This is a genomic window from Salegentibacter lacus (genome assembly GCF_020164555.1).
GTDB lineage: Bacteria > Bacteroidota > Bacteroidia > Flavobacteriales > Flavobacteriaceae > Salegentibacter > Salegentibacter lacus.
Genome location: NZ_JAIQZB010000001.1, coordinates 78,607 through 104,153, shown reverse-complemented (window position 1 = coordinate 104,153; position 25,547 = coordinate 78,607). Strand labels below are relative to the sequence as shown.

Sequence of the window (25,547 nt, the reverse complement as noted above, 5' to 3'; positions counted from 1 at the left end):
ATTTGGTTATTTCTAGTTTGTTAAAACAAAATTAGAAATGTAAAAGGGGATTTTAACAGAAACAATATTAAAATTTTCTTAAAAGACCACTAAAAAAGGTTATAGAAAGCTGTTTTGTTTAATTGTCGTCAATTTTATCTATTTCTTCGTCAATCTCTTTATTTACCTTTCCGTCTACTTTTTCGCCGGCACGTTCCAGGATTCCTTTGCGTTCCTCTTCAGGCTCTGGGGTTTCCTCTTTTTCAACTTCAACTTCCCTAACCACGGTTTCTTTTTCTGTGGTTTCCCGGCAGGAGGTTAAACTCGTGGCGGTTAACAGTAAAATTACTCCAGTAATAAGTACTCGTTTCATAATCTATAATTTATTGATTTATGCATCGAAATTACACTATTAATATTACCCGCATTTATTTTTTAGGAAACTTTAGCTAAAATCGGGTAAGGCTTTAAGGTAATTAATAACACGCTTAGTTGCGCCGGTATTACTGTTGATAAAGTGACCGGAAATCATTCCGGTTTTTTTTCTAAAATCTTTATTTGTAATGAGTTTTTCTGCTACCTCAATAAATTCTGAAGAATATTTTATTGAAAATAAACCGGCAAGCTGCCTTAAGTGAATAGCTTCGGGAAAGTTATTATAGTTTTTTCCAATAATCACGGGAATTCCGAAGGTAGCAGGTTCTAAAATATTATGAAGCCCGGTATTTCCTGCAGCACCGCCTACATAAGCAATATGAGCGTAGCTATAAACTTTGCCAAGTAAACCTATGGTGTCTAATATCAATACATCAAAATTTGCCAGATCCTGATTTTCTCTATTAGAATACCGAATTGATTTCTTTTCTATTTTTTGCTCCAGCAACTTTATTTTCTCTTCTTTAATTTCATGAGGCGCAATTATAATCTTGATTTCTTCCGAAGTTTTATTGATAAACGGAAGCAAAATTTCTTCGTCTTCTGGCCAGGTACTACCGGCCACAAGACAGGTTTTATTATTTATAAATTCTTCAGCAAATTCAAGTTTGTTATTATACTGAATTTGCCTTGAAACACGATCAAATCGAGTGTCGCCACTCAGGGTAATATTATTAAAACCTATAGATTTAAGTAACTCAACTGAAACTTCATTTTGAACAAAAAAGTGATCAAAATTTGATAAAGCTTTCCGCATAAAGCTTCCGTAGGGCTTAAAAAAGATCTGATTTTCCCTGAAAGCACCCGAGACCAATAAACTTTTGATGTTTCGTAGCTTTAATTCACTTAAGAGATTTGGCCAGATTTCATATTTAATAAAAAAAGCAATTTTCGGCTTAACAAGAGCCAAAAATCGTTGTGCATTTTTCTTAGTATCGATTGGGAGGTAAGTAATTACATCAGCCAAAGGATGGTTTTTCTTGTTTTCGTAACCTGAGGGAGAAAAGAATGTGATGAGAATCTTATACTTAGGAAATTCTGTTTTCACTTCTTCAATAATGGGCAAAGCCTGTTCAAATTCACCCAGGGAAGCTGCGTGAAACCAAAGGTAATCTGAATCAGTATCTATTTCTGCCTTTAGTTTATCGAAAACCGATTTTCTGCCTTCGGTGAATAATTTGAGTTTATGATTAAACCTGCCGGCCAGCGGTAGAGCTTTTTCGGCAAATTTTGTCGCTATGTTGTAAAGTGGTTTCAAACTGACTTATTTCTATTGCGAAAATAGGCCTTTAATTAAAATTGATTGGCAATAGGTAGCTTATTTCGTATTTTCGTAGCACTCAAAAAAAATACATGAAAAAGATACAAATGGTTGACCTTAAGGGTCAATATGAGGGAATTAAAGATCAGGTGAATACTTCTTTTCAGGAAGTAATAGAAAATGCAGCATTTATTAACGGTCCTGAAGTTCAGCAATTTCAGAAAGATCTAGAAGATTATCTTCAGGTTAAAAATGTAATCCCTTGTGGAAATGGCACCGATGCCTTACAAATAGCTATGATGGGACTCGGCCTAAAGCCCGGAGATGAAGTAATTACTGCCGATTTCACTTTCGCAGCTACCGTTGAAGTGATTGCACTTCTTCAATTAACGCCAGTGTTGGTAGATGTAGAGCCCGATAGCTTTAATATAGATCCAGAAGCCATTAAAAAGGCAATCACTCCAAAAACCAAAGCAATTGTTCCTGTGCATCTTTTTGGCCAGGTTGCAAATATGGATGTGATTATGGAAATTGCTGAAGAACATAACTTGTTTGTAATAGAGGACAACGCGCAGGCCATTGGTGGTAATTATCATTCTAAAAATGGGAAAACTGAAAAAACCGGGGCAATTGGTCATATTGGGGCTACTTCGTTTTTTCCTTCAAAAAACTTGGGTTGTTACGGCGATGGTGGTGCGATCTTTACCAACGATGATAAGCTGGCGCATACCATTCGAGGTATTGTAAACCACGGAATGTACGAGCGTTATCATCACGATGTTGTGGGAGTTAATTCTCGCCTGGATAGTTTACAGGCAGCTGTTTTACGAGCAAAACTTCCAAAATTAGACTTATACAATGAAACCCGTAAAAAAGCGGCTAATCTTTATAATGATGCTTTCAAAGATGAAGCTCATATAGAAACTCCATACAGAATAGGAGATTGTGATACGCACGTTTATCATCAATATACCTTGAAAATTAAAAATGGAAAACGTGATGCTTTGGCCAAACACCTTCAGGAAAAAGGGATTCCCTTCGGAATTTATTATCCAATTCCTTTGCACAAACAAAAAGCTTATGCAGATTCCAGATATAATGAAGCCGATTTCCCGGTGACCAATCAGTTGGTTCAGGAAGTGCTTTCCTTACCAATGCATACCGAATTGGATGATGAGCAAATTGAATATATTACGGGAACAATCAAAGAATTTTTAAACGCTTAATCTTTTAATATGAAAAAACTTTTAATCTTTTGCTTCGGAATATTTTTAGCTGCGGGTCTTCAGGCGCAAGATTTATACATACAGGCCGGGAAGTTAGTCGATACAAAATCAGGAAAAGTTCTAACTGAAAAAACAATAATTGTTTCCGAAGAAAGGATTAAAAGTGTGGAGAACGGATTTGTGAATCCTGAGAATGAAAAAGATTCTGTGATAGATCTTCGCAATAAAACCGTACTTCCCGGGCTAACCGATATGCATGTTCACCTGGAAAGTGAAACCAATCCCGGGAAATATATGGAGCGATTTATTAACGACCCTGCTGATGCCGCTTTTAACTCGGTAGGTTTTGCTAAAAAAACTTTAATGGCCGGGTTTACCACCGTGAGAGAATTAGGAGGCAGCGGGGTAAATATTGCACTCCGTGATGCGATAAATAAAGGAAAAGTTGAAGGACCAAGAATTTTTACTTCCGGAAAATCCCTCGCTACAACCGGAGGTCACGCCGATCCCAGTAATGGAATGAATAAAGAATTAACCGGAGATCCAGGACCTAAAGAAGGCGTGGTAAATGGACCGGACGATGCTGCCAAAGCAGTTCGCCAACGTTATAAAAATGGAGCCGATTTAATAAAAATCACTGCTACGGGAGGTGTTTTAAGTGTAGCTAAAAGCAGTTCAAATCCGCAGTTTACCGAAGAAGAAATAAGGGCTATTGTAAAAACTGCAAATGATTATGATTTTCACGTTGCGGCACACGCTCACGGTGATGAAGGAATGCAGCGCGCTATAAGGGCTGGTGTAAAAACCATTGAACACGGTACGAAAATGAGCGAAGAGACTATGGATTTAATGAAAGAACACGATGTTTATTTAGTTCCAACAATTACGGCTGGAAAAGAAGTGACCCAAAATGCAGAAATTGAAGATTATTACCCAGAACTGGTAGTACCAAAAGCACGGGAAATAGGGCCACAAATTCAGGATATGTTTGAGCGAGCATACAAAAGGGGAGTAGGAATTGCCTTTGGAACCGATGCCGGAGTTTTTAAACACGGGGAAAATGCACGTGAGTTCGTTTATATGACAGAAGTCGGAATGCCGGCAATGGAAGCAATTCAGAGCGCTACGATTACCGCGGCCAAAATTTTAAAGATGGAAAATGAGATCGGACAAATAGCAGAAGGTTTTTATGCCGATATCATTGCGGTAGATGAAGATCCAACCGAAAATATTGAGACTTTAAAGAACGTACATTTCGTAATGAAAGAAGGGAAAGTTTATAAAAATTAAATTTTTTCACTGTAAAAAAGATGTCTGAAAAGCTTTTGAAATCGTCATCCTGAATTTATTTCAGGATCTAAGTTGTTGATGAGTGAAACTTGTTAGAAGCTGAAACAAGTTCAGCTTGACGAAAATAAATCTTTTCAGACAACTTTCCTTTATTTAGCATTCTTCAGCCTTAAATAGAAGCTGAAGCTGTTTCCATTTGTCGGTCTATTTTTTTAACTAATCCCTGTAGGACTTTTCCGGGGCCAATTTCAGTAAAGTTTGTCGCACCGTCTTTAATCATATTTTGAACACTTTGTGTCCACTTTACCGGTGCTGTTAATTGAAAAACCAGGTTTTTCTTAATCTCTTCAGGATTGGTTACTGCAAAAGTGCTTACGTTTTGATAAATAGGGCAACTTGGGATATTGAATGTCGTATTTTCTATTGCTGCTGCCAGTTCTTTTCGGGCCGGTTCCATTAAAGGAGAGTGAAATGCTCCGCCAACGGGTAGTATCATTGCTCTTTTAGCACCGCGTTCTTTTAAGGTTTCACAAGCAGCTTCAACAGCTTTTACATCACCTGAGATTACTAATTGTCCGGGACAGTTATAATTGGCCGCTACTACAATGCCTTCTGTTTCTGCACAAACAGCTTCTACAACTTCATCTTCAAGACCTAAAACAGCTGCCATTGTAGAAGGTTCTAATTCGCAGGCTTGCTGCATCGCCATAGCACGTTTATAGACCAACTTTAAACCGTCTTCAAAAGAAAGGGTGTTGTTAGCAACAAGCGCCGAAAGTTCACCCAGCGAGTGTCCTGCAACCATATCCGGTTTAAAATTTTCGCCTAAAACTTTACTAAGAATAACCGAATGTAAAAATACCGCCGGTTGGGTAACTTTAGTTTGCTTAAGGTCTTCGGCAGATCCTTCGAACATAATATCGGTGATTGAAAAGCCTAAAATTGCATTGGCTTTTTTAAATAGATCCTGCGCTTGAGTAGATTTTTCAAAAAGGTCTAAACCCATTCCTGAAAATTGTGCTCCCTGACCGGGAAAAATATATGCGTTCATAATAGTCTTTTTAGATTCGGCTAAAATAGAAATAATAAAAAAGACCTCATAACAAATCAACTGCTACGAGGCCTTTCCTGACAAATACAAGTTTTATAAGTTCAGCTTTCCTTTTTCTCCAATATCTTTTTTATCGCCGGTTATTGCAGAAGCTCCTATTTTTAAGAAAGTTACAAATTTGTTCTGCTTGTTATCCCAGAAATAGGCTTCTTTAGGAACTACTTTTATAGCGGTTAAATTAGGATCATCTACTCCATCAAACCAGGCATCATCCATTTTATGATAGAATTCTTTTAAAACACCTTCATTGGTTTCAATGCTCGCTTTACCATAGATACTGATAAACTCCATATCTGAAGTATCGCTATATAGCAACTGCACATCATTATCCTTAGCGATATCACCGTTGTGATCACTATCTAACCTACTAAAAAACCAGATATTTCCTTCTTTATCTACTTCCTTGGTGGTCATTGGTATCGCGCTTAAAGGTTTATTGCCAAAATCTGTTACAAGCATACAGGTTTTAATACTCTTTACCATCGACTTCATTTTAGATAAAGCCTCGTCTTTATTCAAATTTTCAGTACTCATTTTTTTAAATTTAAATTGGTCTTGAATTTAATAAGTATCTCTATCTATCTGCGCTAATAAACTCCTAAAAGAATAATGTGGCTTGTTAAGAATTGTGAAATTAGCTGAATTGTTTAAGGATACTGGTAACCTGCGGTTTATATCCCGCCCCAAAGAGATTAAGGTGAACCAGTAGGTAGTAAAGTTGCCATAACGGAATACGATCTTCAAACCCAGATTCTAAAGGAAATTCTTCTTTATAGGTTTTAAATAATTCCTTATCAAATCCGCCAAAAAATTGCATCATAGAAAGATCCATTTCACGCGGTGCAAAAGCGGTAGCAGGGTCTATTAGGCAAGGATTTCCTTGAGCATTAACCAAATAATTGCCACCCCAAAGATCACCGTGAATCAAAGCCGGTTTTTCGTCTGGAATTATTGCTGAAATATTTCTGAAGAAAGATTGTGGAACTTCCAGTTCATAACCTCTGTCTTTTGCCATTTTTAGCTGAGGTTCCAGGCGTTCTGAAATATAGAAATCTGCTGCAGAAGTAAAAGCATTATTTCTCTGTGGAAGACTTCCAATATAATTATCACGGTGAAAACCGAATTCTTTAGAAGTAGTTTTATGCAAAGCTGCCATTTGCTTTCCAAAAGTTGTCCAGAAATCTTTGTTTTTTGCTGCACTTTCGCGGAATTCTATAAGCAAATACGCAGTATTTGTAATTTCACCAATTCCGAGAACATTAGGAACATCAATTGCATTTGGTTTCTGGAGTGCTTCCAGTCCGGCTTTTTCTGCTTCAAACATTCCGGGAAACTTTTCAGCATTATTTATTTTTACAACCTGCTTTTTTTCTTCAGAAGTAATAAGGAAAACATCGTTGATATCCCCGCCGGTAAGTCGGCTAAATTTTGGATTTTTAAGATTATTCTCTTCAGCTATTTTATGAAGTACTTCATTTTCTAACATAAGTAAGATAAGTGAATGCGTAATTGTGCTTTTCGTCTTTGGGATGAAATTCTTCGGCTATTAATTTCCATTTTTCTTCATCTATTTCCGGAAAAAAAGTATCTGCATCAAAAGTGTCGTGCACGCGTGTAAGCTCAATTTTATCGGCAACGTCCATTCCCAATTTATAAATTTCACCACCACCAATTATAAAAGGTTGTTCATCTTTTTTTACAAATTCCAGGGCTTTTTCCAAAGAAGATACCACCGTCGCATCTTTCTTTAAGTAATTATCTTTCCTGGTAATTACAATATGCGTCCGGTTTGGAAGTGGTTTAGGGAAAGTTTCAAAAGTTTTTCTCCCCATAATAATATGATGTCCGGAGGTGAGTTTTTTGAAACGCTTAAAATCGTCTGGCAAATGCCACACCAAATCCTGATCTTTCCCGAGAGCATTATTTTCAGCAGCAGCGGCAATCATCGTGATCATAATCTAAGTATTGTAAGGTTGATCTGGCTTCTCTGGGTCGTTTGTTTTGGGCTGAAAGCGTTCATTTTCCCTTTTTAATTCTGGCTTGCTTTCCGACTTTGGAGGGGTTTCTCTTTGAGGAGGATTAGCAGGAAAATCTTTTTCTACCTGTTTTTGCATTTGAGCAATTTTCTCCTTTTGCTTCTGTACCAATTTAGACATTTGCTTATCCTGCCATTCTTTGCCGAGGAATTTATTGGTAATAAAAACATTAAAAACGTGGCCCAATAATAAAAAAGCCCAAATTAAAATAGCCCACACAAACCAATTATAGCCAAGCGGCATAAAATTCTCCTGGTAGCCAATCACCACATTTAGAACGATGAGGAAAATGGCGCCAATTAGAAAAATAATAAAATGCTGAAATAATCTCTTTTTCTGCAGGGTACGTTTACGTGCGTGCTCATAGAGTTCACGCTGTTCTGCATCGAGTTTGGAAGTGTTTTTCTTTTTAGAAAACATAATTAGAAGTACTTTAGTGTCTATTCCAAATTTACAGTTTTTGTTAACAATTCGCAGAGGAAAATGGATAATTTAAGAAAAGGATTTCCGGTTTTAGAACAATATACCTATCTAAATACCGCGGCTTCGGGACTTTTACCGGAAGCGGTTTGGGAGTTCAGGCAAAATCACGATCTGGATTTTCTCCTTGGCGCAAGCGTTTTTAAAGAAAAACAGGCCGAAATTCTAACTGAAACCCGGGAACTGGTTGGCAATTTTTTTGGCTGCCCGCCTGCGCAGGTAGCTTTAGTGCCGAATTTTTCTTACGGATTTAATACTTTGCTTGAAGGTCTTGAAAAACCTCAAAAAGCCTTACTGTTGAAAAATGATTATCCTTCGCTAAACTGGACCATAGAATCCAGGAATTTTAAAATTTCTTATGCTGAAATTGATGAAAATTTAGAGAATAATATAGCTGAAGCCTTTGAAAAGCAACAACCCGATTTCTTTTCGTTTAGCATTGTACAATATATCAACGGAATAAAGATAGCTCTTGATTTTGTAAAAAAACTAAAAAAGGAATATCCTGAAACCCTTTTTATTGCTGACGGAACCCAATTTTGCGGTACGGAGGATTTTAATTTTGAGGATAGCGGATTGGACGTGCTTATTAGCAGTACTTATAAATGGTTGAACGCCGGTTATGGAAATGCGTTTATGCTTTTCAAAAAAGAAGTGGAAGGAAAAATAGCTCCTAAAGCTTTAGGTTTTGGCTCTTTGCAAGGAAAATACAAAGCCCACGAGGGAAATTTTATAGGGAAGTTTGAGCCCGGTCACCAGGATACACTGAATTATGGGAGCTTGGCACAAGCTCTAAAACTCATCAATAAAATTGGAATAAACGAGATCTCATTACGAATTCAAGCAATAAGCGCTAGGGCCAAAACTGAATTTACTAAAATGAATCTCCTGGAAGAAAGCGTGGTAAATCGCGCCGAACATTCTTCGATTTTTAATATTAAAGGAGACGATAAATTGTATGCGTATTTAAGAAGCAAACAAATTATTGTATCCCAACGTGGAGAAGGTGTACGTATAAGTTTTCACTACTTTAATACCGAAAAAGAGCTTGAATTTATTTTAAAAGAATTAAGGAAATTCGGCGTCTAAATTTTTATATTTTCTTCCTGAAAATATAGTTTTTATAGTAATCGTTTTTATCCTGAAAACTGGTTTGTATTTCCAATCCGGCCTCTTCAGCTAGCCATTCTACCACTGCATCGTCGTATTTTTGTGAAATTTCGGTATGTATGCTTTCCCAGGCATCAAAGCTTACTTCTAAATCAAGTTTGTTAATAGCTACTTTTTGATTCGCTTTACTTACAAGATAACTTTTTGCCGTACCGCTTTCCGGATCGTAAGCCTCCCAGTGAATAAAATTATCAAGATTAAAATCTGCATCTAATTCCTTATTTATTCGTGTCAGTAAATTTTTATTGAAAGCTTCAGTAATTCCCGCTGCATCATTGTAAGCATCCAAAATCTTTTGAGGATCTTTTTTCTGGTCGAAGCCCATAAAAAGCATGTCTTCCGCAGTCATCGCTTCCTGTATATTCCGAAGAAATTCAATGGCATTTTCGTGTAAAAGGTTTCCGATATTAGACCCCAAAACTAAAATTACTTTTCTGCGATTCGTATAATCAGTCAGGTTTTCCAGGGTTTTAAAATAGGTTCCCTGCTGGATTTTCACATTAACTTCCGGTATTTCATTTTTTAAAGAACTTTTCAGCTCTTCCAAAACGTTCTGGCTAATATCTATAGGTAAATAATTAAAATCGTATTCTTTATCTACCAATTCTTTCAGAAGAACCTTAGTTTTCTTACCGTCTCCCGCACCGAGTTCTATAAGATCAAATCCGCCTTCTTTATTGATGATTTCTGCAATCGCCGCTTTATGACTTTCCAGAATATTTAACTCGCAATTGGTGAGATAATATTCGGGCATTGCCATTATTTGCTGGAAAATTTTGTCTCCTTTTTCATCGTAGATATACTTTGAAAGTAAATATTTGGGAAAGCTGTTGAGACCTTTATATACGTCTTCTTCAAAAGCCGACTGAAATGTGGTTGGTGTAGTTTTCATTTAAATATGTTGGTTATTTGGCAAGTCTTAAGCCGGTGAACTGCCAGCGTAAATGTGGATGAAAAAAATTGCGATAAGTAGGCCGTGAATGATTTGGGGAAGTAGCTACTGAAGCTCCGCGCAGCACCTTTTGGCTTACCATAAATTTGCCGTTATATTCACCAAGTGCGCCTTCGGGTTTAGTGTAATTGGGGTAGGGGGAATAGGCACTTTCTGTCCACTCCCAGCGATCGCCCCAGTTAAAATATTGTTGTGCGGTTTCCCATTCAAATTCGGTAGGTAATCTTAAACCTTTCCATTGTGCAAAGGCAAAAGCTTCGAAATAGGAAATGTGGTTTAGTGGGGCTTCAGGAATAAGTTTTGTAAGTCCGTTTAAAGTATATTGATGCCATTCTCCATTTATTGTATGCCAGTAAAAAGGCGCTTCAATATTGTTATTATTCACCCAATCCCAGCCTTCAGCGTGCCATAGAAGTACATCTTTGTAAGCTCCGGCCTCTATAAATTCTATAAACTCGGAATTGGTAGCCAGTTTGTTCGAAATCTGGTAATCATTCAAATAAACTTTGTGAACGCCTTCTTCATTATCGTAACAAAAATCATCAGATTTATGGCCCACTTCATAAACACCTTCAGAAATTGAAATCCATTCCTGTTTAAAATCCTGAATAGGGTTCTCTTTAAATTGATCGTTATATTCAGGAAATAGAGGATTGTTGCCAAGAATATACTTAATATCTGTTAATAAAAGTTCCTGGTGCTGTTTTTCATGATGGCAACCAATTTCTACAATGCCGCAGAGTTCTTCTGAAATTTTCTCATCTTTCAGAAATTGCTGCATTGCTTTGGAAACATAGTTTCGATACTCATAAACCCAGGCAACTGTTGGACGGGATAAATTTCCGCGATTAGTGCGAATTACCTTATCGCCAACACTCTCGTAATAACTGTTGAAAACGTAAGCCGAATTTTTATCGAAAAGTTTATAGTTTTTGGCATTTGGTTTTAGAACGAATTCTTCAAAAAACCAGGTGGTATGGCCAAGATGCCATTTTGGTGGAGAAACATCTACTATGGGTTGTACCACATAATCTTCGGTTTCCAGAAAGGAGCAAATAAGTTCTGAATGCGCTCTGGTTTTTCTAAAAAAATCGAGTAATTGTTCTTGTGATTGCATAAAAAAAGAGTGGTACTTTTTTGGGTACCACTCAAATTTACAATTTTTTCGTTCGGTCTGAAACCCCTGGTAGTTAAGGCCAAGTTAAAGTATAGCCTGCTTCCTAAAGATTTAGCGGAAGGGTGTAACTTATTTTAGTAGGTGAGCCACCGCGGGTCCCCGGCGTCATAACGGGCATCTTTTTCAGCATATCTTCAACAGCTGCAATTACCGGTTTTTGATCTCCTTTTACTGAAGTGACCACGGTTTTGCCTTCTTCGTCTACATGCATTTTCACAACAACTTTACCTCTTATAAATTCCCCTTTGTCATTTCGTGGGTATTTATAATTATTCTTAACGTGTTCCATCAATTTCTGGTTGAAACAGGTTTTTTGGTCATCACTGCTTTCACATCCCGGCCATACCGGTGCTTTCTCTCTTACAGTAACCGTATTTCCTTTTACATCTACATCATCTTGCGCAAATGCAAAAGTGCCGGTAAAAAGGAAAAAGCAAAACATTAATTTTTTCATAGCTTGGGGATTTGGGGTTTCCAGACTGTTTTTCTAGAAGTTAAATGGAACGGTAAAATTACGATCGTCTGGTTCTCCTTGTAAAGTTCCCGGTTCCATATCAGGGATTTTTTGGATCATTTCCTTAGCAGCAGCGTTTACTTTTGGCTCAGGTCCTTCAACCGAATTTACAACAGTTTTTCCTTTTTCATCAATAGTAAAAGAGATTTCCACCTTTCCGCGAACATAATCACCGTCTTCGGTTTGCGGATATTCATAATTCTCTCTAACGTGTTGTGATAGTTTTTGATTAAAACAGGCTTTTACATCTTCGGCATCTTCACAACCTGGCCAAACCGGAGAGGTTTGCTGGGCTTGAGCACTGGTTAAACCTCCAATTACAAAACATGCGATAAGCATTAACTTTTTCATAAACTTTAAAATTTTAATTAAATTAATTTGGGTTATACTGCAACCTTGGCTTTTATGCCGGGATGCGGATTATAATCTTCTAATTTAAAATCTTTATAGTCGAAATCAAAAATATTTTTGATTTCAGGGTTGATTTTCATTTTTGGTAAAGCTCTTGGTTCTCTGGAAAGTTGCAATTTCACCTGTTCCACATGGTTGCTGTAAATATGAACATCACCAAACGTGTGGATAAAATCTCCAGCTTCATAACCACAAACCTGGGCCATCATCATTGTTAAAAGTGCGTAAGAAGCGATATTAAAAGGTACGCCAAGAAAAACATCGGCGCTTCTTTGATAAAGTTGAAGGGAAAGTTTACCGTCGGCCACATAAAATTGAAAAAATGCGTGGCAGGGCGGAAGTGCAGCCTTTCCATCAGCTACATTTTCTGAAAAAGATTTTGAAGAATCTGGCAAAACTGAAGGATTCCAGGCCGAAACCAACATTCTGCGACTATTCGGATTCTTTTTGAGGGTTTCAATAATCTCGTTTATCTGGTCTATATCTTCGTTGTTCCAGTTTCGCCATTGTTTACCATAGACAGGGCCCAGATCTCCATTTTCATCGGCCCATTCGTTCCAAATTCTAACTCCGTTTTCCTGAAGATATTTGACGTTGGTGTCGCCTTTTAGAAACCACAGCAATTCGTAAATAATAGATTTTAAATGAAGTTTTTTGGTAGTGACCATAGGGAAACCTTCACTTAAATCGAAGCGTAACTGATGGCCAAAAATGCTTCTGGTGCCAGTGCCGGTACGATCTCCCTTGTCGGTTCCGTTATCTAAAATATGCTGTAAAAGCTCGTGGTATTGTTTCATAAGTTTAGGGTGCAGAAGATTAGTTTTGCTAAAATAGCAAAAGCAAAAGCTTCTCAAATAAAATTCTGAAAGGTATTTTTTAAATTAACCAATGATCATCCCGGCTATCGTTGCTGAAAGTAACGATGCAATAGTTCCGCCAATTAGTGCTTTCATACCAAATTCAGATAAAGTTTTTCTTTGGCCGGGCGCCAGCGAGCCAATTCCACCAATCTGGATTCCTATAGATGCAAAATTTGCGAATCCACAAAGCATATAAGTAGCCATAATCACCGATTTCTCATAACTAAGGCTAAGTGCGTTTGCTGTATTTTTAAGATCGGCCAGCTGAACGTAGCCAACAAATTCACTTGCCGCGAGTTTAATTCCCAACAACTGACCCATAAGCATCATATCTTCTTTGGCAACACCAATAAGCCACATTAAAGGGGCGAAAATGGTTCCTAAAATAGCTTCCAGGGAAAAACCGGAATAAGGAGTGTTTTCAGCTAAAAATGCATTTATGCCTGTCCAGGAACCTGTCCAGTTCAAGACGTAATTAATCATCGCGATAAAGGCGATAAAAACCAGAAGCATTGCGGCGACATTAGCTGCAAGTTTTAAACCTTCTGTGGTTCCGTTGGCGATAGCATCAAGAATATTCGAGCCAATTTTATCAGAAGAAACATCAACATTGGTATTGATTTCATTTTGTTGCGGATATAATATTTTTGAAACTACAATCGCTCCGGGCGCTGCCATTACTGAAGCTGCCAAAAGGTGTTTTGCAAATTGGAGTCGGAGTTCAGGATCGTCGCCACCTAAAAAGCCAATATATGCTGCCAGTACACCACCGGCAACGGTTGCCATACCACCAATCATCACCAGTAAAATTTCTGAGCGCGTCATCCGTTCCAGGTAGGCTTTAATCATAAGTGGGGCTTCGGTTTGACCAAGGAAAATATTACCGGCTACACTTAGACTTTCTGCACCGGAAATCCCCAGTAATTTGGTAAGTACCCAGGCCAATCCTTTTACCACAACCTGAATAACTCCCAGGTAGAATAATACCGAGGTTAGGGCCGAAAAGAAAATAATTGTGGGTAAAACCTGGAAAAGGAAAATAAAGCCGAAACTTTCTACATTCATCATATCCCCGAGCAAAAATTCACTTCCCGCTGCCGTAAAATTTAAGATTAGCACAAAACCTTTCCCTATTAAATTGAATATACTCTGTATAAAAGGAACCTTTAGCACACCGAATGCAAGCAATAATTGTGCGCCCAGGCCTACCCCGACGGTTTTCCAGTTAATTGCCTTACGATTGCTGCTAAATAAAAAAGCTATGATAAGCAAGGTGAGCATTCCCAAAGCGCCACGGCCAATGCTGCTTGCAGAAAGCCCCGTACTGGGGATCATTTCTTTAACAACGGGTGCAGGGATTACCTCTTTGGGATCATTGAATTCCTTATTCTTAAAATGAAATTTTTTATTTGCCTGGTTTATTACAAGGCTGGAATCTGTAAGTGTAGAAACCCGGTAATTTACAATACTGTCTTCAGGAATATTGTAGAATAAAACGAGCAGTTTGTTTTGAAAAATATAATCTCCCTGGGCAAGGGTATCATCAGTTTTACTAATACTAAAGATTCCTTCATCTAAGTGCAAGGTATTGCCATTAATGAAATTTTCCTGGATAGAATCTTGCTGATCTTGGTTTAAAGTCCAGGTTTTTGAAATCTCTTGAGAAAAAGTGCTGGTCACACTAAGTAGAACTAAAATCAGGCAAAACCAGGTTTTATTCATAAAGTCGGGCATTATTTGCGTTTGGAAATTTCGTCCCGTATGCGTGCCGCTTTCTCGTAATCTTCATTGTTTACGGCCTGGGAGAGCAAAGTTTTTAGTTCGTCTAAAGATAATTTTTTGTAATTGGTATCGTCAGATTTGATGTCGATATCATCTGGAAGCAATTCTTCTGAAATAATTTCTTCTTCCTGCTTTTTTGACGCTTCCTGTTCGGCTTCGTCTCCTTTCAGGAAAATTCCAGCTTTATCAAGAATGTTTTTATAAGTAAAAATAGGGGCGTCGAACCTTAAGGCTAGGGCAATAGCATCGCTGGTGCGCGCATCTATAATTTCCTCAATCTTATCGCGTTCGCAAATAAGGCTTGAATAAAAAACACCGTCTACCAGTTTATGAATAATTACCTGTTTTACAGTAATCTCAAACCGGTCTGCAAAATTTTTAAATAGATCGTGGGTTAACGGGCGTGGGGGTTTGATCTCTTTTTCCAGGGCAATTGCAATAGATTGCGCTTCAAAAGCTCCAATAACAATGGGAAGTTTACGTTCTCCCTCTACCTCGCTTAAGATTAAAGCGTAAGCTCCGTTTTGGGTTTGACTATAAGAAATTCCTTTTATATTAAGGCGCACTAAACTCATATATCATCAATTAAAAAGGGCTGTCTAAAGCAGGACTTTCACCGTATTTAGACAGCCCTTTTAAGGGGTGCAAGTTATAAAAATTATGCGTTTTTCGCTTTAAATTCCTTTAGTTTTTCGTTTAGCTTAGGTACGATCTCAAAAGCATCTCCAACTACACCGTAATCTGCAGCCTTAAAGAAAGGCGCTTCTGGGTCGTTGTTAATCACTACTTTGGTCTTGGCAGCGTTAATTCCCGCTAAATGCTGAATAGCTCCTGAAATTCCCACAGCAATGTAAAGATTTGAAGCTACAGGTTTTCCTGTTTGCCCAACGTGTTCGCTATGCGGTCTCCAACCCATATCACTAACGGGTTTAGAACAAGCGGTAGCAGCGCCAAGAATCTCGGCCATTTCTTCAATCATTCCCCAGTTTTCTGGACCTTTAAGTCCGCGACCACCGGAAACAACGATTTCAGCATCTGCGATTGTTACTTTGTCTTTAGCCTTATCTACCGATTCTACATTTACTGAAAAATCACCTTTTTTTAATTCTGGTGAAAAATCTTCAAGTGTAGCATCGCCCTGATTTTCTTTTAATCCGAAAGCATTTTGAGACAATCCTACGATTTTTACATCGGTAGTGATTTTAGTAAAGTTGAAAGCTTTATTGGTGAAAGCACTTCTTTTTACCGTAAAAGGATCGGTGCTTTCAGGCGCAGCCATTACGTTTGAAGCGTAACCGGCATTTAAATGAACAGCTAAAAGCGGAGCTAAATATTTGCTGTTTGCACTCTGGCTTACCACAACTATTTTACTTCCTTCTTTTTCTGCAGCTTGTTTCAAAGCATCGGCATAGGCTTCAGCATTGAATTTACTTAGTTTATCATTTTGGATGTTCAGCACTTTGCTAACACCATATTGACCAAGTTCAGAAGCATCGGCTGCATTAAAGCTAACCGCTACTACATCATCGCCACCGGCTACTTCTTTGGCATAAGAAGCAACTTCAAAAGCAGCTTTTTTAAACTTGCCATCTTCGGTTTCTGTATATACTAAAACTGACATATTATTTATTTTTTTGTCATTTCCACGTAGGCGGAAATCTATTTTATACTCATTCCCAAATTTATTTCAGTAAAGTCGGAAATCTTATTTTCTAATTTATATCGCTTTGGCTTCGTTATGAAGTAAATCTATCAATTCATCAAGATTTTCAGGATCAACCAGTTTTACATCCCCTTTTGGAGCTGGTTTTTTAAACTTTACAGCTTCGGTTTGAGTCGAAACTTCTTCCGCAGCAACTACATTTAATGGTTTTTTACGTGCTTGCATAATTCCGCGCATATTTGGAATCTTAAGATCACTTTCTTCTACCAAACCTTTTTGACCACCAATTACCAGTGGAAGGGAAGCAGTTAAAGTTTCCTTACCACCGTCTATTTCACGAATAGCCGTGGCTTTATCGCCTTCAACTTCTAAACTAATGCAAGTATTAATAAAATTGGCATCCAATAGTGCAGCAAGCATTCCCGGTACCATCCCGCCGTTGTAATCTATAGATTCACGGCCGGCAATAATAAGATCGTATTCACCTTCTTTGGCAACTTTTGCAAGTTGTTTGGCTACCTGGAAACCATCGGTTGCAGGAGTATCTACTCTTATAGCATTATCGGCTCCAATAGCCAGGGCTTTTCTTAAAGTTGGTTCGGTTTCAGCGCCACCTACATTTACTACATCTACACTTGCGCCTTGTTTTTCTTTAAACCACATTGCGCGGGTAAGTCCGAATTCATCATTCGGGTTAATTACAAAATTCACTCCGTTGGTATCGAATTTCGAATCGCCCTCGGTGAAATTGATTTTTGAGGTAGTATCAGGAACGTGACTAATACATACTAATATTTTCATTATAGTGAGTTTTTTAAATTTATAACGATTTCGTTTACGAAGTTACATAATTTAATCCAGAAAATGCTATGCACGCATAACAAAATCCAGGAATTTTATTTCCCTAAATTTTATTGAATTCCCAAATAAATAATAAATACTGTAATTTAAAAACAGAAATTGCCCGTAAATTTAGTTTTTTACTAATCTTAAAACGAGTATTTATTGTCAAACTATAGGTCTTACAAATTTTTGTCGATTATTAGTGGTGAAAACTTTATTGAATTACTATTTTTGTTCCTTTAAGATGAATAAAAATATTTAGCATTATAAATAATGAAGACAATTCAATTTAGGGAAGCCATTCAGCAAGCAATGAGCGAAGAGATGCGAAAAGACGATACCATTTATTTAATGGGCGAAGAAGTAGCAGAGTATAATGGTGCTTACAAAGCCTCTAAAGGTATGTTAGACGAATTTGGCCCTGATCGTGTTATAGATACCCCAATTGCTGAGCTTGGATTTTCAGGGATTGGAGTGGGTTCAGCGATGAATGGTAACAGGCCAATCATTGAATTTATGACCTTTAATTTCTCTTTAGTTGGAATTGACCAGATAATAAACAATGCGGCCAAGATGCGCCAAATGAGTGGTGGGCAATTTAATATTCCTATCGTTTTTAGAGGACCAACCGCTTCTGCAGGTCAATTAGGAGCTACGCACTCACAGGCTTTTGAGAGCTGGTTCGCGAACTGCCCCGGTTTAAAAGTTATCGTTCCTTCTAACCCTTACGATGCTAAAGGTTTGCTTAAAGCTGCCATTCGTGATGACGATCCCGTGATCTTTATGGAAAGTGAGCAAATGTATGGCGATAAAGGCGAGGTGCCGGAAGATGAATACGTCATCGAAATTGGTAAAGCCGATATTAAAAGAGAAGGTACCGATGTAACTATTGTTTCTTTCGGAAAAATTATCAAAGAAGCTTATAAGGCAGCTGATAAATTAGCTGAAGACGATATTTCTTGTGAGATCATAGACCTTAGAACAATTCGCCCAATGGATCATGAAACCATTTTAGAATCGGTTAAGAAAACCAACCGTTTGGTGATTTTGGAAGAAGCCTGGCCTTTTGGAAATATTGCTACTGAAATTACTTACCAGGTACAATCTAAAGCTTTTGATTATTTAGATGCACCAATTGTAAAAATAAACACTGCCGATACTCCGGCACCTTATTCTCCTGTATTGCTTAAAGAATGGTTGCCAAACAGCGACGATGTAATTAAAGCAGTGAAGCAGGTTATGTATATTGACTAGACCGGAAATACCTATAATTTTGAAACTTCATCGGATGACTATTCGGTGAAGTTTTTTTTTGCCCTATGATTAATAAATTTGCCTTTTTTACGCTTTTTTCTATGCTCATTTGTGTGATGGGAATAGCCCAAACCAAAGTTGGTGGCGTGATTAAAGACTCTACCGGGCAATCGCTTCCGTTTGTAACGGTGATTTTTAATAATTCTTCGGAAGGAACAACTACAGGCGAAGACGGTAAATTCTATTTACAAAGCGATAATGACCATACCGAACTCAAAATTTCTTCAGTTGGCTATAAAACTGAAATAATCTCACTTCATCAAAAAACAAATCTTGATCTGGAAATTGTTTTGAATGAAGAGACTTCCAGCTTAGACGAAGTTAGAATTTTAAGGGGAAAAACTTCAAAAAATAATAACCCGGCGCTGGATATTCTTAGAAAAATTTGGGAGAATAAACGAAGCAATGGTGTTTCGGCTTTTAAACAATACGAATATAAAAAATACGAAAAGCTGGAATTTGATCTAGATGGGATTGATAGTTCTGTAGTGAAAAATCCTGTTTTCAATGGGATGGAGTTCATTTTCGATTATACAGATACCAATAGAATTTCAGGAAAAACATACCTACCGGTTTTTATTAACGAGTCAGTTTCTAAAGTTTATGGAGATAATGTTCAAAATGAAAAACGGGAAGATCTTCTAGGAAATAAAAACTCCGGATTTGAACAGAATCAAAACCTAATTGCTGCTGTAAAAGATGTCTATGACGAGTATAATGTTTACAATAACTATATTAAGGTTTTTGATAAGAGCTTCGTAAGTCCGCTTTCCACCACTGGAATTGATAATTATAACTACATTTTGAGCGATAGCGCTTATGTAGATGATAAATGGTGTTACAATATTATCTATTATCCCCGGCGGGAAAACGAACTCACTTTTAAAGGAGATTTTTGGGTAAACGATACCACCTGGGCAGTTAAAAAAATTAACCTTGACGCCTCGCGTGATGCTAATATTAACTGGGTAAGAGAGTTGTATATAGAACAGGAATTTGAAGTGCTTAACGATTCCGTTTTCCTAATTTCTAAAGATTATTTCCAGGCCAATTTTTCTCTGGATAAAAAAGAAAATTCTAAAGGTGTTTACGCTAAACGCACCCGGGTTTTTGACGAATATCAATTCAATTTAAAAAAAGAGGAAGGCTTTTATGATAAACGAGCTTATACTTTTAACAAAGAAATTTATAAGCGCGATACGGCTTTTTGGGAAGAAAACCGACTGGAAAAGCTCAATAGGGAAGAGGAAGATATTTATGTGATGTTGGACAGCCTAACTAAGGTTCCGGCGTTTAGAAGAATTTACGATCTCGCCACTATAGCAGAATCGGGTTATGTGGAATTCAATGGCTGGGATTTTGGCCCGGTTTATTCCTTATTTGATTATAATCAAATAGAAGGCTTTCGAACCCGTCTAGGCGGAAGGACTTATTTTGGACAACACGATCCCTGGAGAATCGAAGGTTATTTAGCCTATGGCTTTAAAGATGATAAATTTAAATACGGAATTTCCGGGAAATGGCTTTTAGACGCACGATCACGCTTAATAGTTTCTGCCGGTAAAAGACGGGATATAGAGCAACTCGGCGCGAGTTTGACGAATAATACTACCGATGTTTTAGGACGAAGTCTCGCTTCATCAGGGCTGGTAAGCGTTGGTGATAACAACAAATTGAGCAATATAGATCTAACTACTTTTAATCTTGAAATTGAACCCTGGTATAATTTTAATGTTCGCTTTGGTACATCGTATCGTGAGTTGAGTTCGGCTTCCCCGGCCTTTAGTTTAGATTATTATATAAATGAGGCGCAGACTGAAACAGCATCAGAAATTAAACAAACCGAAATATCTACCACTTTCACTTTTACGCCTGGGAGACAAACTTCAGGTTTTGGCGTAGAAAGAAATGTGGTTAACGAAGAGGAATTTCCTACTTTCTTTCTCAATTATACATTGGGCCTTAAAGATATTCTAAATAGCGATTTTGGTTATAAAAGACTGCAGTTTTTTTACGATCAACCACTTAGAATTGGCGGGTTTGGCAGGGCAAATGCCAGTTTGGAAGCGGGAAAGACTTTTGGTGCAGTTCCGCTGGGACTTTTAAATGTGGTGCCGGGAAATCAAACATATTTCGCGATGTATAATTCGTTTCCGGTGCTTAATTTCTATGAATTTGTTACCGATACTTATGTTTCAGCTCATTTTAACCATAATTTCAACGGGAGATTATTTGCTAGAATTCCGCTGCTGCGAGAATTAAATTGGCGGGAACTTGTAGGAGTTAGGGCAGTATGGGGAGAAATTTCCGAAGAAAATAAAGCACTGAATGCATCAGGAATACCTTTTCGTGCACCAAACAGAGACCCGTATTATGAATATAGTTTTGGGGTGGGAAATATTCTAAAATTTTTAAGTCTGGAAGCTCATTTTAGAGGTAATTATCTTGAAATTCCTGAATCACGGAATTTTGCTATAACCGCATCCTTCGGTTTTCACTTCTAATAGACTGATTTGAGATTGATTTTCACTATATTTGCCGCCCTTAATTGAGAAAAAAGAAAGAAAAATGTCAGAAAGTTTTGATGTATTAATAGAGATCCCAAAAGGGAGTAGAAACAAATATGAATACGATTTTGAATTGAAGAAAGTCCGTTACGACAGGATGATCTTTTCTTCTATGATGTATCCGGCCGATTATGGATTTATCCCAAACACCCTTGCATTAGACAGCGATCCGCTGGATGTTTTGGTGTTGGTAAGTGAGCCAACTTTCCCTGGTGTTGTGATGGAAGTTAAGCCAATTGGCGTTTTCCATATGGCCGATGAGAAAGGACCCGATGAGAAAATTATTTGTGTACCGGTTTCAGATCCTATCTGGAACAGGTTGAACGACTTGAATGAATTAAACGGGCATATGGTTAAAGAAATCGAACATTTCTTTAAAGTTTATAAAGATCTTGAGAAGAAAAAAGTAGATGTTGGTGGTTGGGGAGATGCAAAAGAAGCCCGCGGAATTATACAGGATTGTATAAAACGTTATGAGGATTATGACGGTGATAAAGACCGTTTTAGTATACTACCATAATTTTAGTCTCATAATTTTGATATATTAAAAGCAATAACCTTAAAAAGTTATTGCTTTTTTAATTATCCTTGATTTACTACATTAGCCATATTAACTAAAACTTAACAATTAATATGGAATCAATGATGATTTATATGCCTGCAATATTGGCTGTAATAGGACTCATTTTTATGTGGGTTAAAAGATCCTGGGTAATGAAACAGGACGCCGGAGACGGAAAAATGAAAGATATTGCTTCGCACATCTACGAAGGAGCACTCGCCTTTCTTAATGCAGAATATAAATTACTAAGCTTTTTTGTTATTGGTGCCAGTATAGCGCTAGCAGGTATTGCTTACATTGTGCCAACTACCCATTATCTTATTATTGTTGCTTTTATTTTTGGAGCCTTTTTCTCTGCGCTTGCGGGAAATATGGGAATGAAGATCGCTACTCAAACCAATGTGCGTACCACCCAGGCAGCAAGAACCAGCTTGCCTCAGGCACTAAAAGTTTCTTTTGGTGGCGGCACCGTTATGGGACTTGGCGTTGCCGGCTTAGCCGTGCTAGGGCTAACTGCATTTTTTATCTTTTTCTTTCATTATTTTATGGGTGGAGAATGGACTAATACTACGCAAATGACGGTAGTTCTGGAAACCCTTGCCGGTTTCTCTTTGGGTGCTGAATCTATAGCCTTGTTTGCCCGTGTGGGTGGCGGAATCTACACCAAAGCTGCCGATGTTGGAGCCGATTTAGTGGGTAAAGTTGAAGCAGGAATTCCCGAGGATGATCCTCGAAATCCGGCAACTATTGCCGATAATGTGGGTGATAACGTTGGCGATGTGGCCGGAATGGGTGCCGATCTCTTTGGAAGTTATGTTGCTACCGTTCTTGCCGCGATGGTTTTAGGAAACTATATTATTGAAGATATGGGCGGAAATATCGTCGATTCCGGATTTGGTGGAATTGGCCCTATTTTATTACCTATGGCTATTGCCGGTGCCGGAATTATTATTTCGATTATCGGAACTCTTTTAGTGAAAATAAGTAGCAACTCAGCAAAAGAAGCTGAGGTTCAAAAAGCCTTAAATATTGGAAACTGGACTGCTATCGCATTGGTAGCTGTGGCTAGTTATTTTCTGGTTACCTGGATGCTACCAAAAGAAACCCTGACTATGGGCTTTTTTGTTGGTGGAGCAGAAGGTTTTGAGTACATGGATATATCATCAATCAGGGTTTTCTATGCCTGTTTGGTTGGTATTGTCGTTGGTGGGGTAATCTCTGCCGTAACTGAATATTATACTGGATTGGGCAAAAAACCGGTGCTTTCTATTGTTCAAAATTCCAGTACCGGAGCCGGAACAAATATTATTGCCGGTCTCGCTACCGGAATGATTTCTACTTTTCTTTCGGTTTTATTATTTGCATTTGCTATCTGGGCTTCTTACGCTTTCGCCGGATTCTATGGCGTGGCGCTCGCAGCTTCAGCAATGATGGCAACAACCGCTATGCAGTTAGCTATTGATGCCTTTGGACCAATTGCCGATAACGCCGGCGGAATTGCTGAAATGAGCGAACTTCCCGCTGAAGTAAGGGAACGTACCGATATTCTGGATTCTGTAGGAAATACTACTGCGGCTACCGGAAAGGGTTTTGCGATTGCATCTGCAGCCTTAACTTCACTTGCACTTTTCGCAGCTTATGTAACTTTTACCGGAATTGACGGAATTAATATTTTTAAAGCGCCGGTTTTAGCGATGTTGTTTATTGGCGGAATGGTGCCGGTGGTATTTTCTGCTTTAGCGATGCAGTCTGTAGGGAAGGCGGCGATGAAAATGGTGGAGGAAGTAAGGCGACAGTTTAAAAGTATTCCCGGAATCATGGAGGGAACCGCAAAACCGGAATACGATAAATGTGTGGCGATTTCTACTGAAGCGGCCTTAAAAGAAATGTTGCTGCCTGGCGTTTTAACCATTGGTTTTCCTATCGCAATTACGCTTATTCCAATGATTTTTGGTTATGAAAATGTATTGATAGCTGAAATGCTTGGCGGTTATATGGCCGGGGTTACGGTAAGCGGCGTGCTTTGGGCAATCTTTCAAAATAATGCCGGTGGCGCCTGGGACAACGCAAAAAAGTCTTTTGAAGCCGGGGTAATGATTAATGGGGAGATGACTTACAAAGGTTCTGAAGCGCATAAAGCAGCGGTAACCGGAGATACGGTTGGAGATCCATTCAAAGATACTTCCGGACCTTCAATGAATATTTTAATAAAACTAACCTGTTTAATTGGGTTGGTGATCGCACCAATTTTGGGCGGCCACACCGAAACAGATATTCCAAATGAAGGTGCTTCCATTGAAATGGAACAAAATATAAATGCTGATGATTTAGCTGAAGACCTTGCTGAAGAAATTCAGGTGAATATGATTTCCGAAGGAAATAAAACCATCGCGAAAGTGAGAATAACTACCACTAAAAATGGTGAAACCAAAGTTCAGCAGAAAACTTTTACCGGTACAAAAGCCGAAGTTGAAAAACAAGTGCAGGATTTAAAAGATAAAGCCTGATAATTTTTTTCAGCTTAAAAAATAAACGAGGCTGTTTGATTTTTTGTTAAAACCGTCATCCTGAATTTATTTCAGGATCTAAGCTGTTAGAAGCTGAAACAATCCCGAGGCTTTGGGATAGCTTGACGAAAACAGGAAGCTTCAAACAGTCTCTTTCTTTATAAAAAAGGGGCTGATGCCTCTTTTTTATTCCTCCATTCTCCTTCCTCTATTTCTTTTACTAAACATCTAGTGAACTGTGAACAGAGCTCATCATAAATTCCTTTAATTCATTTTACGACTGAAGGCCTTTCCAATTTTAACATAGCTACAACTAAGCTTCCGCGGTAATTCGTGTAATTTTAAATTGAATTTTTTTAAAAACTAAAATTTAATGTTATGGCTAAAGATCACGGACCATCAATTAAGAATGATGAACAGTATGAGGAACTTCGCGATAAAGGGATGAGCAAGTCTAAAGCCGCGAGAATTGCAAATGATTCCAACTCGGGTGAAAAGGGCGGGAAAGCCGATAAATATGAAGAACGCACTAAAGAAGAACTCTATGAGAAAGCCCAGGAGATTGGGATTGAAGGACGAAGCGATATGAGTAAGGATGAGTTAATTAAAGCCCTTAGAAACCACTAAAATGAGATCTATCTGGAACGGCTCTATTAGCTTCGGACTGGTTTCCATCCCGGTAAAATTATATTCGGCTTCAGAAAGCAGAAAACTCGACCTTGATATGTTGGATAAGCACGATAACGCGCGTATTCGATATAAACGAGTGAACGAGGATACCGGTAAAGAAGTAGAATGGAAAGATATTGTAAAAGGCTTTAAAAAAGACGAAGATTATATCGTGCTCGAGAAAGAGGATTTTGAAAATGCCAACCTTAAAAAGAGTAAAACCATAGATATTGAAGAATTTGTGGCCGAAGATGATGTGGCCGAGGTCCTTTATAAAAAACCTTATTTCCTGGAGCCACAAAAAGAGGGCGGAAAATCTTATAACTTACTTCGCGATGCTTTAAAAAAAACGGGCAAACTGGGCGTGGCAACTTTTGTGATGCGGCAAAAGGAGCATCTAAGCCTGGTTGGGGTTTATGATAAAGCACTGGTACTTCATGTAATAAGATTTTCAGATGAAATTAGGGAAACCAAAGACCTGAAGTTACCGAATACGAAAGTCGCAAAAAAAGAGGTGGATATGGCTATTTCTCTAATTGAGCAATACACTACAGAATTTGATCCCGATAAATTTAAAGATGTTTATAATGACCAGTTAATGAAGATTATTGAGTCTAAAAGCACCGGGAAAAAGCCGAAACCACAGAAATTCAAAGAAGAACCTACCCAGGCTAAAGACCTTATGGCAAAATTAAAGGCCAGTCTTGATAAAAAGAAAAAATCTAAAGCCTCCTAAGC

The 25,547-nt window shown here is 38.1% G+C and carries 25 protein-coding genes; 9 read left to right on the top strand and 16 right to left on the bottom strand.

The features are described 5' to 3' along the window. Positions 1 to 118: 118 nt before the first annotated feature. Positions 119 to 352 carry a hypothetical protein gene (locus LB465_RS00520; protein ID WP_224465896.1) on the bottom strand — a complete coding sequence of 78 codons (234 nt, stop codon included), beginning with the start codon at positions 350 to 352 and terminating at the stop codon, positions 119 to 121. Positions 353 to 424: 72 nt separating this feature from the next. Further along, a complete protein-coding gene (locus tag LB465_RS00515) occupies positions 425 to 1,672 on the bottom strand; it encodes a 3-deoxy-D-manno-octulosonic acid transferase (protein WP_224465894.1) in 1,248 nt (415 codons plus the stop codon). A gap of 95 nt (positions 1,673 to 1,767) precedes the next feature. Between LB465_RS00515 and LB465_RS00510 the strand changes: the two genes are divergently transcribed. Together LB465_RS00510 and LB465_RS00505 are read left to right on the top strand one after the other, a co-directional pair. Next, positions 1,768 to 2,901 carry a DegT/DnrJ/EryC1/StrS family aminotransferase gene (locus tag LB465_RS00510; RefSeq protein WP_224465892.1) on the top strand — a complete coding sequence of 378 codons (1,134 nt, stop codon included), beginning with the start codon at positions 1,768 to 1,770 and terminating at the stop codon, positions 2,899 to 2,901. 9 nt (positions 2,902 to 2,910) lie between these two features. Continuing rightward, positions 2,911 to 4,191, top strand: coding sequence for a metal-dependent hydrolase family protein (locus tag LB465_RS00505; protein ID WP_224465891.1), 1,281 nt, complete (start codon positions 2,911 to 2,913; stop codon positions 4,189 to 4,191). Positions 4,192 to 4,360: 169 nt separating this feature from the next. Here LB465_RS00505 and fabD read toward each other — a convergent pair whose 3' ends face one another. From fabD to LB465_RS00480, 5 genes are all read right to left on the bottom strand, one after another. Further along, a complete protein-coding gene (gene fabD / locus LB465_RS00500) occupies positions 4,361 to 5,242 on the bottom strand; it encodes an ACP S-malonyltransferase (protein ID WP_224465890.1) in 882 nt (293 codons plus the stop codon). Between the two features lie 93 nt (positions 5,243 to 5,335). Further along, positions 5,336 to 5,836: a pyridoxamine 5'-phosphate oxidase family protein gene (locus tag LB465_RS00495; protein WP_224465889.1), complete on the bottom strand. Its 501-nt coding sequence runs from the start codon at positions 5,834 to 5,836 to the stop codon at positions 5,336 to 5,338. Positions 5,837 to 5,936: 100 nt separating this feature from the next. After that, positions 5,937 to 6,788 (bottom strand): fructosamine kinase family protein, encoded by an 852-nt coding sequence (locus tag LB465_RS00490; RefSeq protein WP_224465888.1) that lies wholly within the window; start codon positions 6,786 to 6,788, stop codon positions 5,937 to 5,939. Continuing rightward, entirely contained in the window at positions 6,775 to 7,257 is a 483-nt protein-coding gene (locus LB465_RS00485) for a dihydrofolate reductase (RefSeq protein WP_224465886.1), read from the bottom strand. The genes LB465_RS00490 and LB465_RS00485 overlap by 14 nt, the downstream gene beginning before the upstream one ends. A gap of 3 nt (positions 7,258 to 7,260) precedes the next feature. Then, positions 7,261 to 7,758, bottom strand: coding sequence for a 2TM domain-containing protein (locus LB465_RS00480; protein WP_224465885.1), 498 nt, complete (start codon positions 7,756 to 7,758; stop codon positions 7,261 to 7,263). A 63-nt stretch (positions 7,759 to 7,821) separates the two neighbouring features. On the opposite strand from LB465_RS00480, the gene LB465_RS00475 reads away from it, so the two are divergent. Continuing rightward, a complete protein-coding gene (locus LB465_RS00475; RefSeq protein WP_224465883.1) occupies positions 7,822 to 8,907 on the top strand; it encodes an aminotransferase class V-fold PLP-dependent enzyme in 1,086 nt (361 codons plus the stop codon). Positions 8,908 to 8,911: 4 nt separating this feature from the next. Here LB465_RS00475 and LB465_RS00470 read toward each other — a convergent pair whose 3' ends face one another. The 9 genes from LB465_RS00470 to LB465_RS00430 all read right to left on the bottom strand — a co-directional run bounded on the left by LB465_RS00470 (position 8,912) and on the right by LB465_RS00430 (position 17,148). Continuing rightward, positions 8,912 to 9,880 (bottom strand): L-histidine N(alpha)-methyltransferase, encoded by a 969-nt coding sequence (locus LB465_RS00470; protein WP_224465881.1) that lies wholly within the window; start codon positions 9,878 to 9,880, stop codon positions 8,912 to 8,914. A gap of 13 nt (positions 9,881 to 9,893) precedes the next feature. Continuing rightward, positions 9,894 to 11,057, bottom strand: a complete 1,164-nt coding sequence (gene egtB, locus LB465_RS00465) for an ergothioneine biosynthesis protein EgtB (protein WP_224465879.1) — start codon at positions 11,055 to 11,057, stop codon at positions 9,894 to 9,896. Between the two features lie 103 nt (positions 11,058 to 11,160). After that, positions 11,161 to 11,571, bottom strand: coding sequence for an energy transducer TonB (locus LB465_RS00460; protein ID WP_224465878.1), 411 nt, complete (start codon positions 11,569 to 11,571; stop codon positions 11,161 to 11,163). Positions 11,572 to 11,604: 33 nt separating this feature from the next. Further along, entirely contained in the window at positions 11,605 to 11,982 is a 378-nt protein-coding gene (locus tag LB465_RS00455; protein WP_224465877.1) for an energy transducer TonB, read from the bottom strand. Between the two features lie 32 nt (positions 11,983 to 12,014). Beyond that, positions 12,015 to 12,839 (bottom strand): thymidylate synthase, encoded by an 825-nt coding sequence (locus LB465_RS00450; protein ID WP_224465875.1) that lies wholly within the window; start codon positions 12,837 to 12,839, stop codon positions 12,015 to 12,017. A gap of 84 nt (positions 12,840 to 12,923) precedes the next feature. Continuing rightward, positions 12,924 to 14,624 carry a NupC/NupG family nucleoside CNT transporter gene (locus tag LB465_RS00445; protein WP_224465874.1) on the bottom strand — a complete coding sequence of 567 codons (1,701 nt, stop codon included), beginning with the start codon at positions 14,622 to 14,624 and terminating at the stop codon, positions 12,924 to 12,926. Positions 14,625 to 14,635: 11 nt separating this feature from the next. Continuing rightward, positions 14,636 to 15,259, bottom strand: a complete 624-nt coding sequence (locus LB465_RS00440) for a bifunctional nuclease family protein (RefSeq protein WP_224465873.1) — start codon at positions 15,257 to 15,259, stop codon at positions 14,636 to 14,638. A gap of 83 nt (positions 15,260 to 15,342) precedes the next feature. After that, entirely contained in the window at positions 15,343 to 16,305 is a 963-nt protein-coding gene (locus tag LB465_RS00435) for an electron transfer flavoprotein subunit alpha/FixB family protein (protein ID WP_224465871.1), read from the bottom strand. A gap of 96 nt (positions 16,306 to 16,401) precedes the next feature. Then, positions 16,402 to 17,148, bottom strand: a complete 747-nt coding sequence (locus tag LB465_RS00430) for an electron transfer flavoprotein subunit beta/FixA family protein (protein WP_224465870.1) — start codon at positions 17,146 to 17,148, stop codon at positions 16,402 to 16,404. A 315-nt stretch (positions 17,149 to 17,463) separates the two neighbouring features. Here LB465_RS00430 and LB465_RS00425 point away from each other — a divergent pair, with 315 nt between their 5' ends. From LB465_RS00425 to ku, 6 genes are all read left to right on the top strand, one after another. Further along, the gene (locus LB465_RS00425) at positions 17,464 to 18,444 is read left to right on the top strand and encodes a pyruvate dehydrogenase complex E1 component subunit beta (protein WP_224465869.1); all 981 of its coding nucleotides are present in this window, start codon (positions 17,464 to 17,466) and stop codon (positions 18,442 to 18,444) included. A 65-nt stretch (positions 18,445 to 18,509) separates the two neighbouring features. Continuing rightward, a complete protein-coding gene (locus LB465_RS00420; protein ID WP_224465867.1) occupies positions 18,510 to 21,008 on the top strand; it encodes a DUF5686 and carboxypeptidase-like regulatory domain-containing protein in 2,499 nt (832 codons plus the stop codon). A 64-nt stretch (positions 21,009 to 21,072) separates the two neighbouring features. Beyond that, complete coding sequence (locus LB465_RS00415; RefSeq protein ID WP_224465866.1) at positions 21,073 to 21,591, top strand: inorganic diphosphatase; 519 nt, start codon at positions 21,073 to 21,075, stop codon at positions 21,589 to 21,591. A 113-nt stretch (positions 21,592 to 21,704) separates the two neighbouring features. Next, positions 21,705 to 24,140 carry a sodium-translocating pyrophosphatase gene (locus tag LB465_RS00410; RefSeq protein WP_224465865.1) on the top strand — a complete coding sequence of 812 codons (2,436 nt, stop codon included), beginning with the start codon at positions 21,705 to 21,707 and terminating at the stop codon, positions 24,138 to 24,140. A gap of 378 nt (positions 24,141 to 24,518) precedes the next feature. Then, entirely contained in the window at positions 24,519 to 24,767 is a 249-nt protein-coding gene (locus LB465_RS00405; protein WP_208222789.1) for a DUF7218 family protein, read from the top strand. Position 24,768: 1 nt separating this feature from the next. Further along, positions 24,769 to 25,545, top strand: coding sequence for a non-homologous end joining protein Ku (gene ku, locus LB465_RS00400; RefSeq protein ID WP_224465864.1), 777 nt, complete (start codon positions 24,769 to 24,771; stop codon positions 25,543 to 25,545). Positions 25,546 to 25,547 lie beyond the last annotated feature (2 nt).

Coding starts and splice junctions, on each gene's coding strand:
- LB465_RS00410 (WP_224465865.1), top strand. CDS start 21,705: ATGGAATCAATGATGATTTATATGCCTGCAATATTGGCTGTAATAGGA.
- LB465_RS00435 (WP_224465871.1), bottom strand. CDS start 16,305: ATGTCAGTTTTAGTATATACAGAAACCGAAGATGGCAAGTTTAAAAAA.
- LB465_RS00485 (WP_224465886.1), bottom strand. CDS start 7,257: ATGATCACGATGATTGCCGCTGCTGCTGAAAATAATGCTCTCGGGAAA.
- LB465_RS00440 (WP_224465873.1), bottom strand. CDS start 15,259: ATGAGTTTAGTGCGCCTTAATATAAAAGGAATTTCTTATAGTCAAACC.
- LB465_RS00445 (WP_224465874.1), bottom strand. CDS start 14,624: ATGAATAAAACCTGGTTTTGCCTGATTTTAGTTCTACTTAGTGTGACC.
- LB465_RS00420 (WP_224465867.1), top strand. CDS start 18,510: ATGATTAATAAATTTGCCTTTTTTACGCTTTTTTCTATGCTCATTTGT.
- LB465_RS00425 (WP_224465869.1), top strand. CDS start 17,464: ATGAAGACAATTCAATTTAGGGAAGCCATTCAGCAAGCAATGAGCGAA.
- LB465_RS00415 (WP_224465866.1), top strand. CDS start 21,073: ATGTCAGAAAGTTTTGATGTATTAATAGAGATCCCAAAAGGGAGTAGA.
- LB465_RS00520 (WP_224465896.1), bottom strand. CDS start 352: ATGAAACGAGTACTTATTACTGGAGTAATTTTACTGTTAACCGCCACG.
- egtB (WP_224465879.1), bottom strand. CDS start 11,057: ATGCAATCACAAGAACAATTACTCGATTTTTTTAGAAAAACCAGAGCG.
- LB465_RS00470 (WP_224465881.1), bottom strand. CDS start 9,880: ATGAAAACTACACCAACCACATTTCAGTCGGCTTTTGAAGAAGACGTA.
- fabD (WP_224465890.1), bottom strand. CDS start 5,242: ATGAACGCATATATTTTTCCCGGTCAGGGAGCACAATTTTCAGGAATG.
- LB465_RS00460 (WP_224465878.1), bottom strand. CDS start 11,571: ATGAAAAAATTAATGTTTTGCTTTTTCCTTTTTACCGGCACTTTTGCA.
- LB465_RS00475 (WP_224465883.1), top strand. CDS start 7,822: ATGGATAATTTAAGAAAAGGATTTCCGGTTTTAGAACAATATACCTAT.
- LB465_RS00495 (WP_224465889.1), bottom strand. CDS start 5,836: ATGAGTACTGAAAATTTGAATAAAGACGAGGCTTTATCTAAAATGAAG.
- LB465_RS00430 (WP_224465870.1), bottom strand. CDS start 17,148: ATGAAAATATTAGTATGTATTAGTCACGTTCCTGATACTACCTCAAAA.
- LB465_RS00480 (WP_224465885.1), bottom strand. CDS start 7,758: ATGTTTTCTAAAAAGAAAAACACTTCCAAACTCGATGCAGAACAGCGT.
- LB465_RS00510 (WP_224465892.1), top strand. CDS start 1,768: ATGAAAAAGATACAAATGGTTGACCTTAAGGGTCAATATGAGGGAATT.
- LB465_RS00455 (WP_224465877.1), bottom strand. CDS start 11,982: ATGAAAAAGTTAATGCTTATCGCATGTTTTGTAATTGGAGGTTTAACC.
- ku (WP_224465864.1), top strand. CDS start 24,769: ATGAGATCTATCTGGAACGGCTCTATTAGCTTCGGACTGGTTTCCATC.
- LB465_RS00490 (WP_224465888.1), bottom strand. CDS start 6,788: ATGTTAGAAAATGAAGTACTTCATAAAATAGCTGAAGAGAATAATCTT.
- LB465_RS00505 (WP_224465891.1), top strand. CDS start 2,911: ATGAAAAAACTTTTAATCTTTTGCTTCGGAATATTTTTAGCTGCGGGT.
- LB465_RS00450 (WP_224465875.1), bottom strand. CDS start 12,839: ATGAAACAATACCACGAGCTTTTACAGCATATTTTAGATAACGGAACC.
- LB465_RS00405 (WP_208222789.1), top strand. CDS start 24,519: ATGGCTAAAGATCACGGACCATCAATTAAGAATGATGAACAGTATGAG.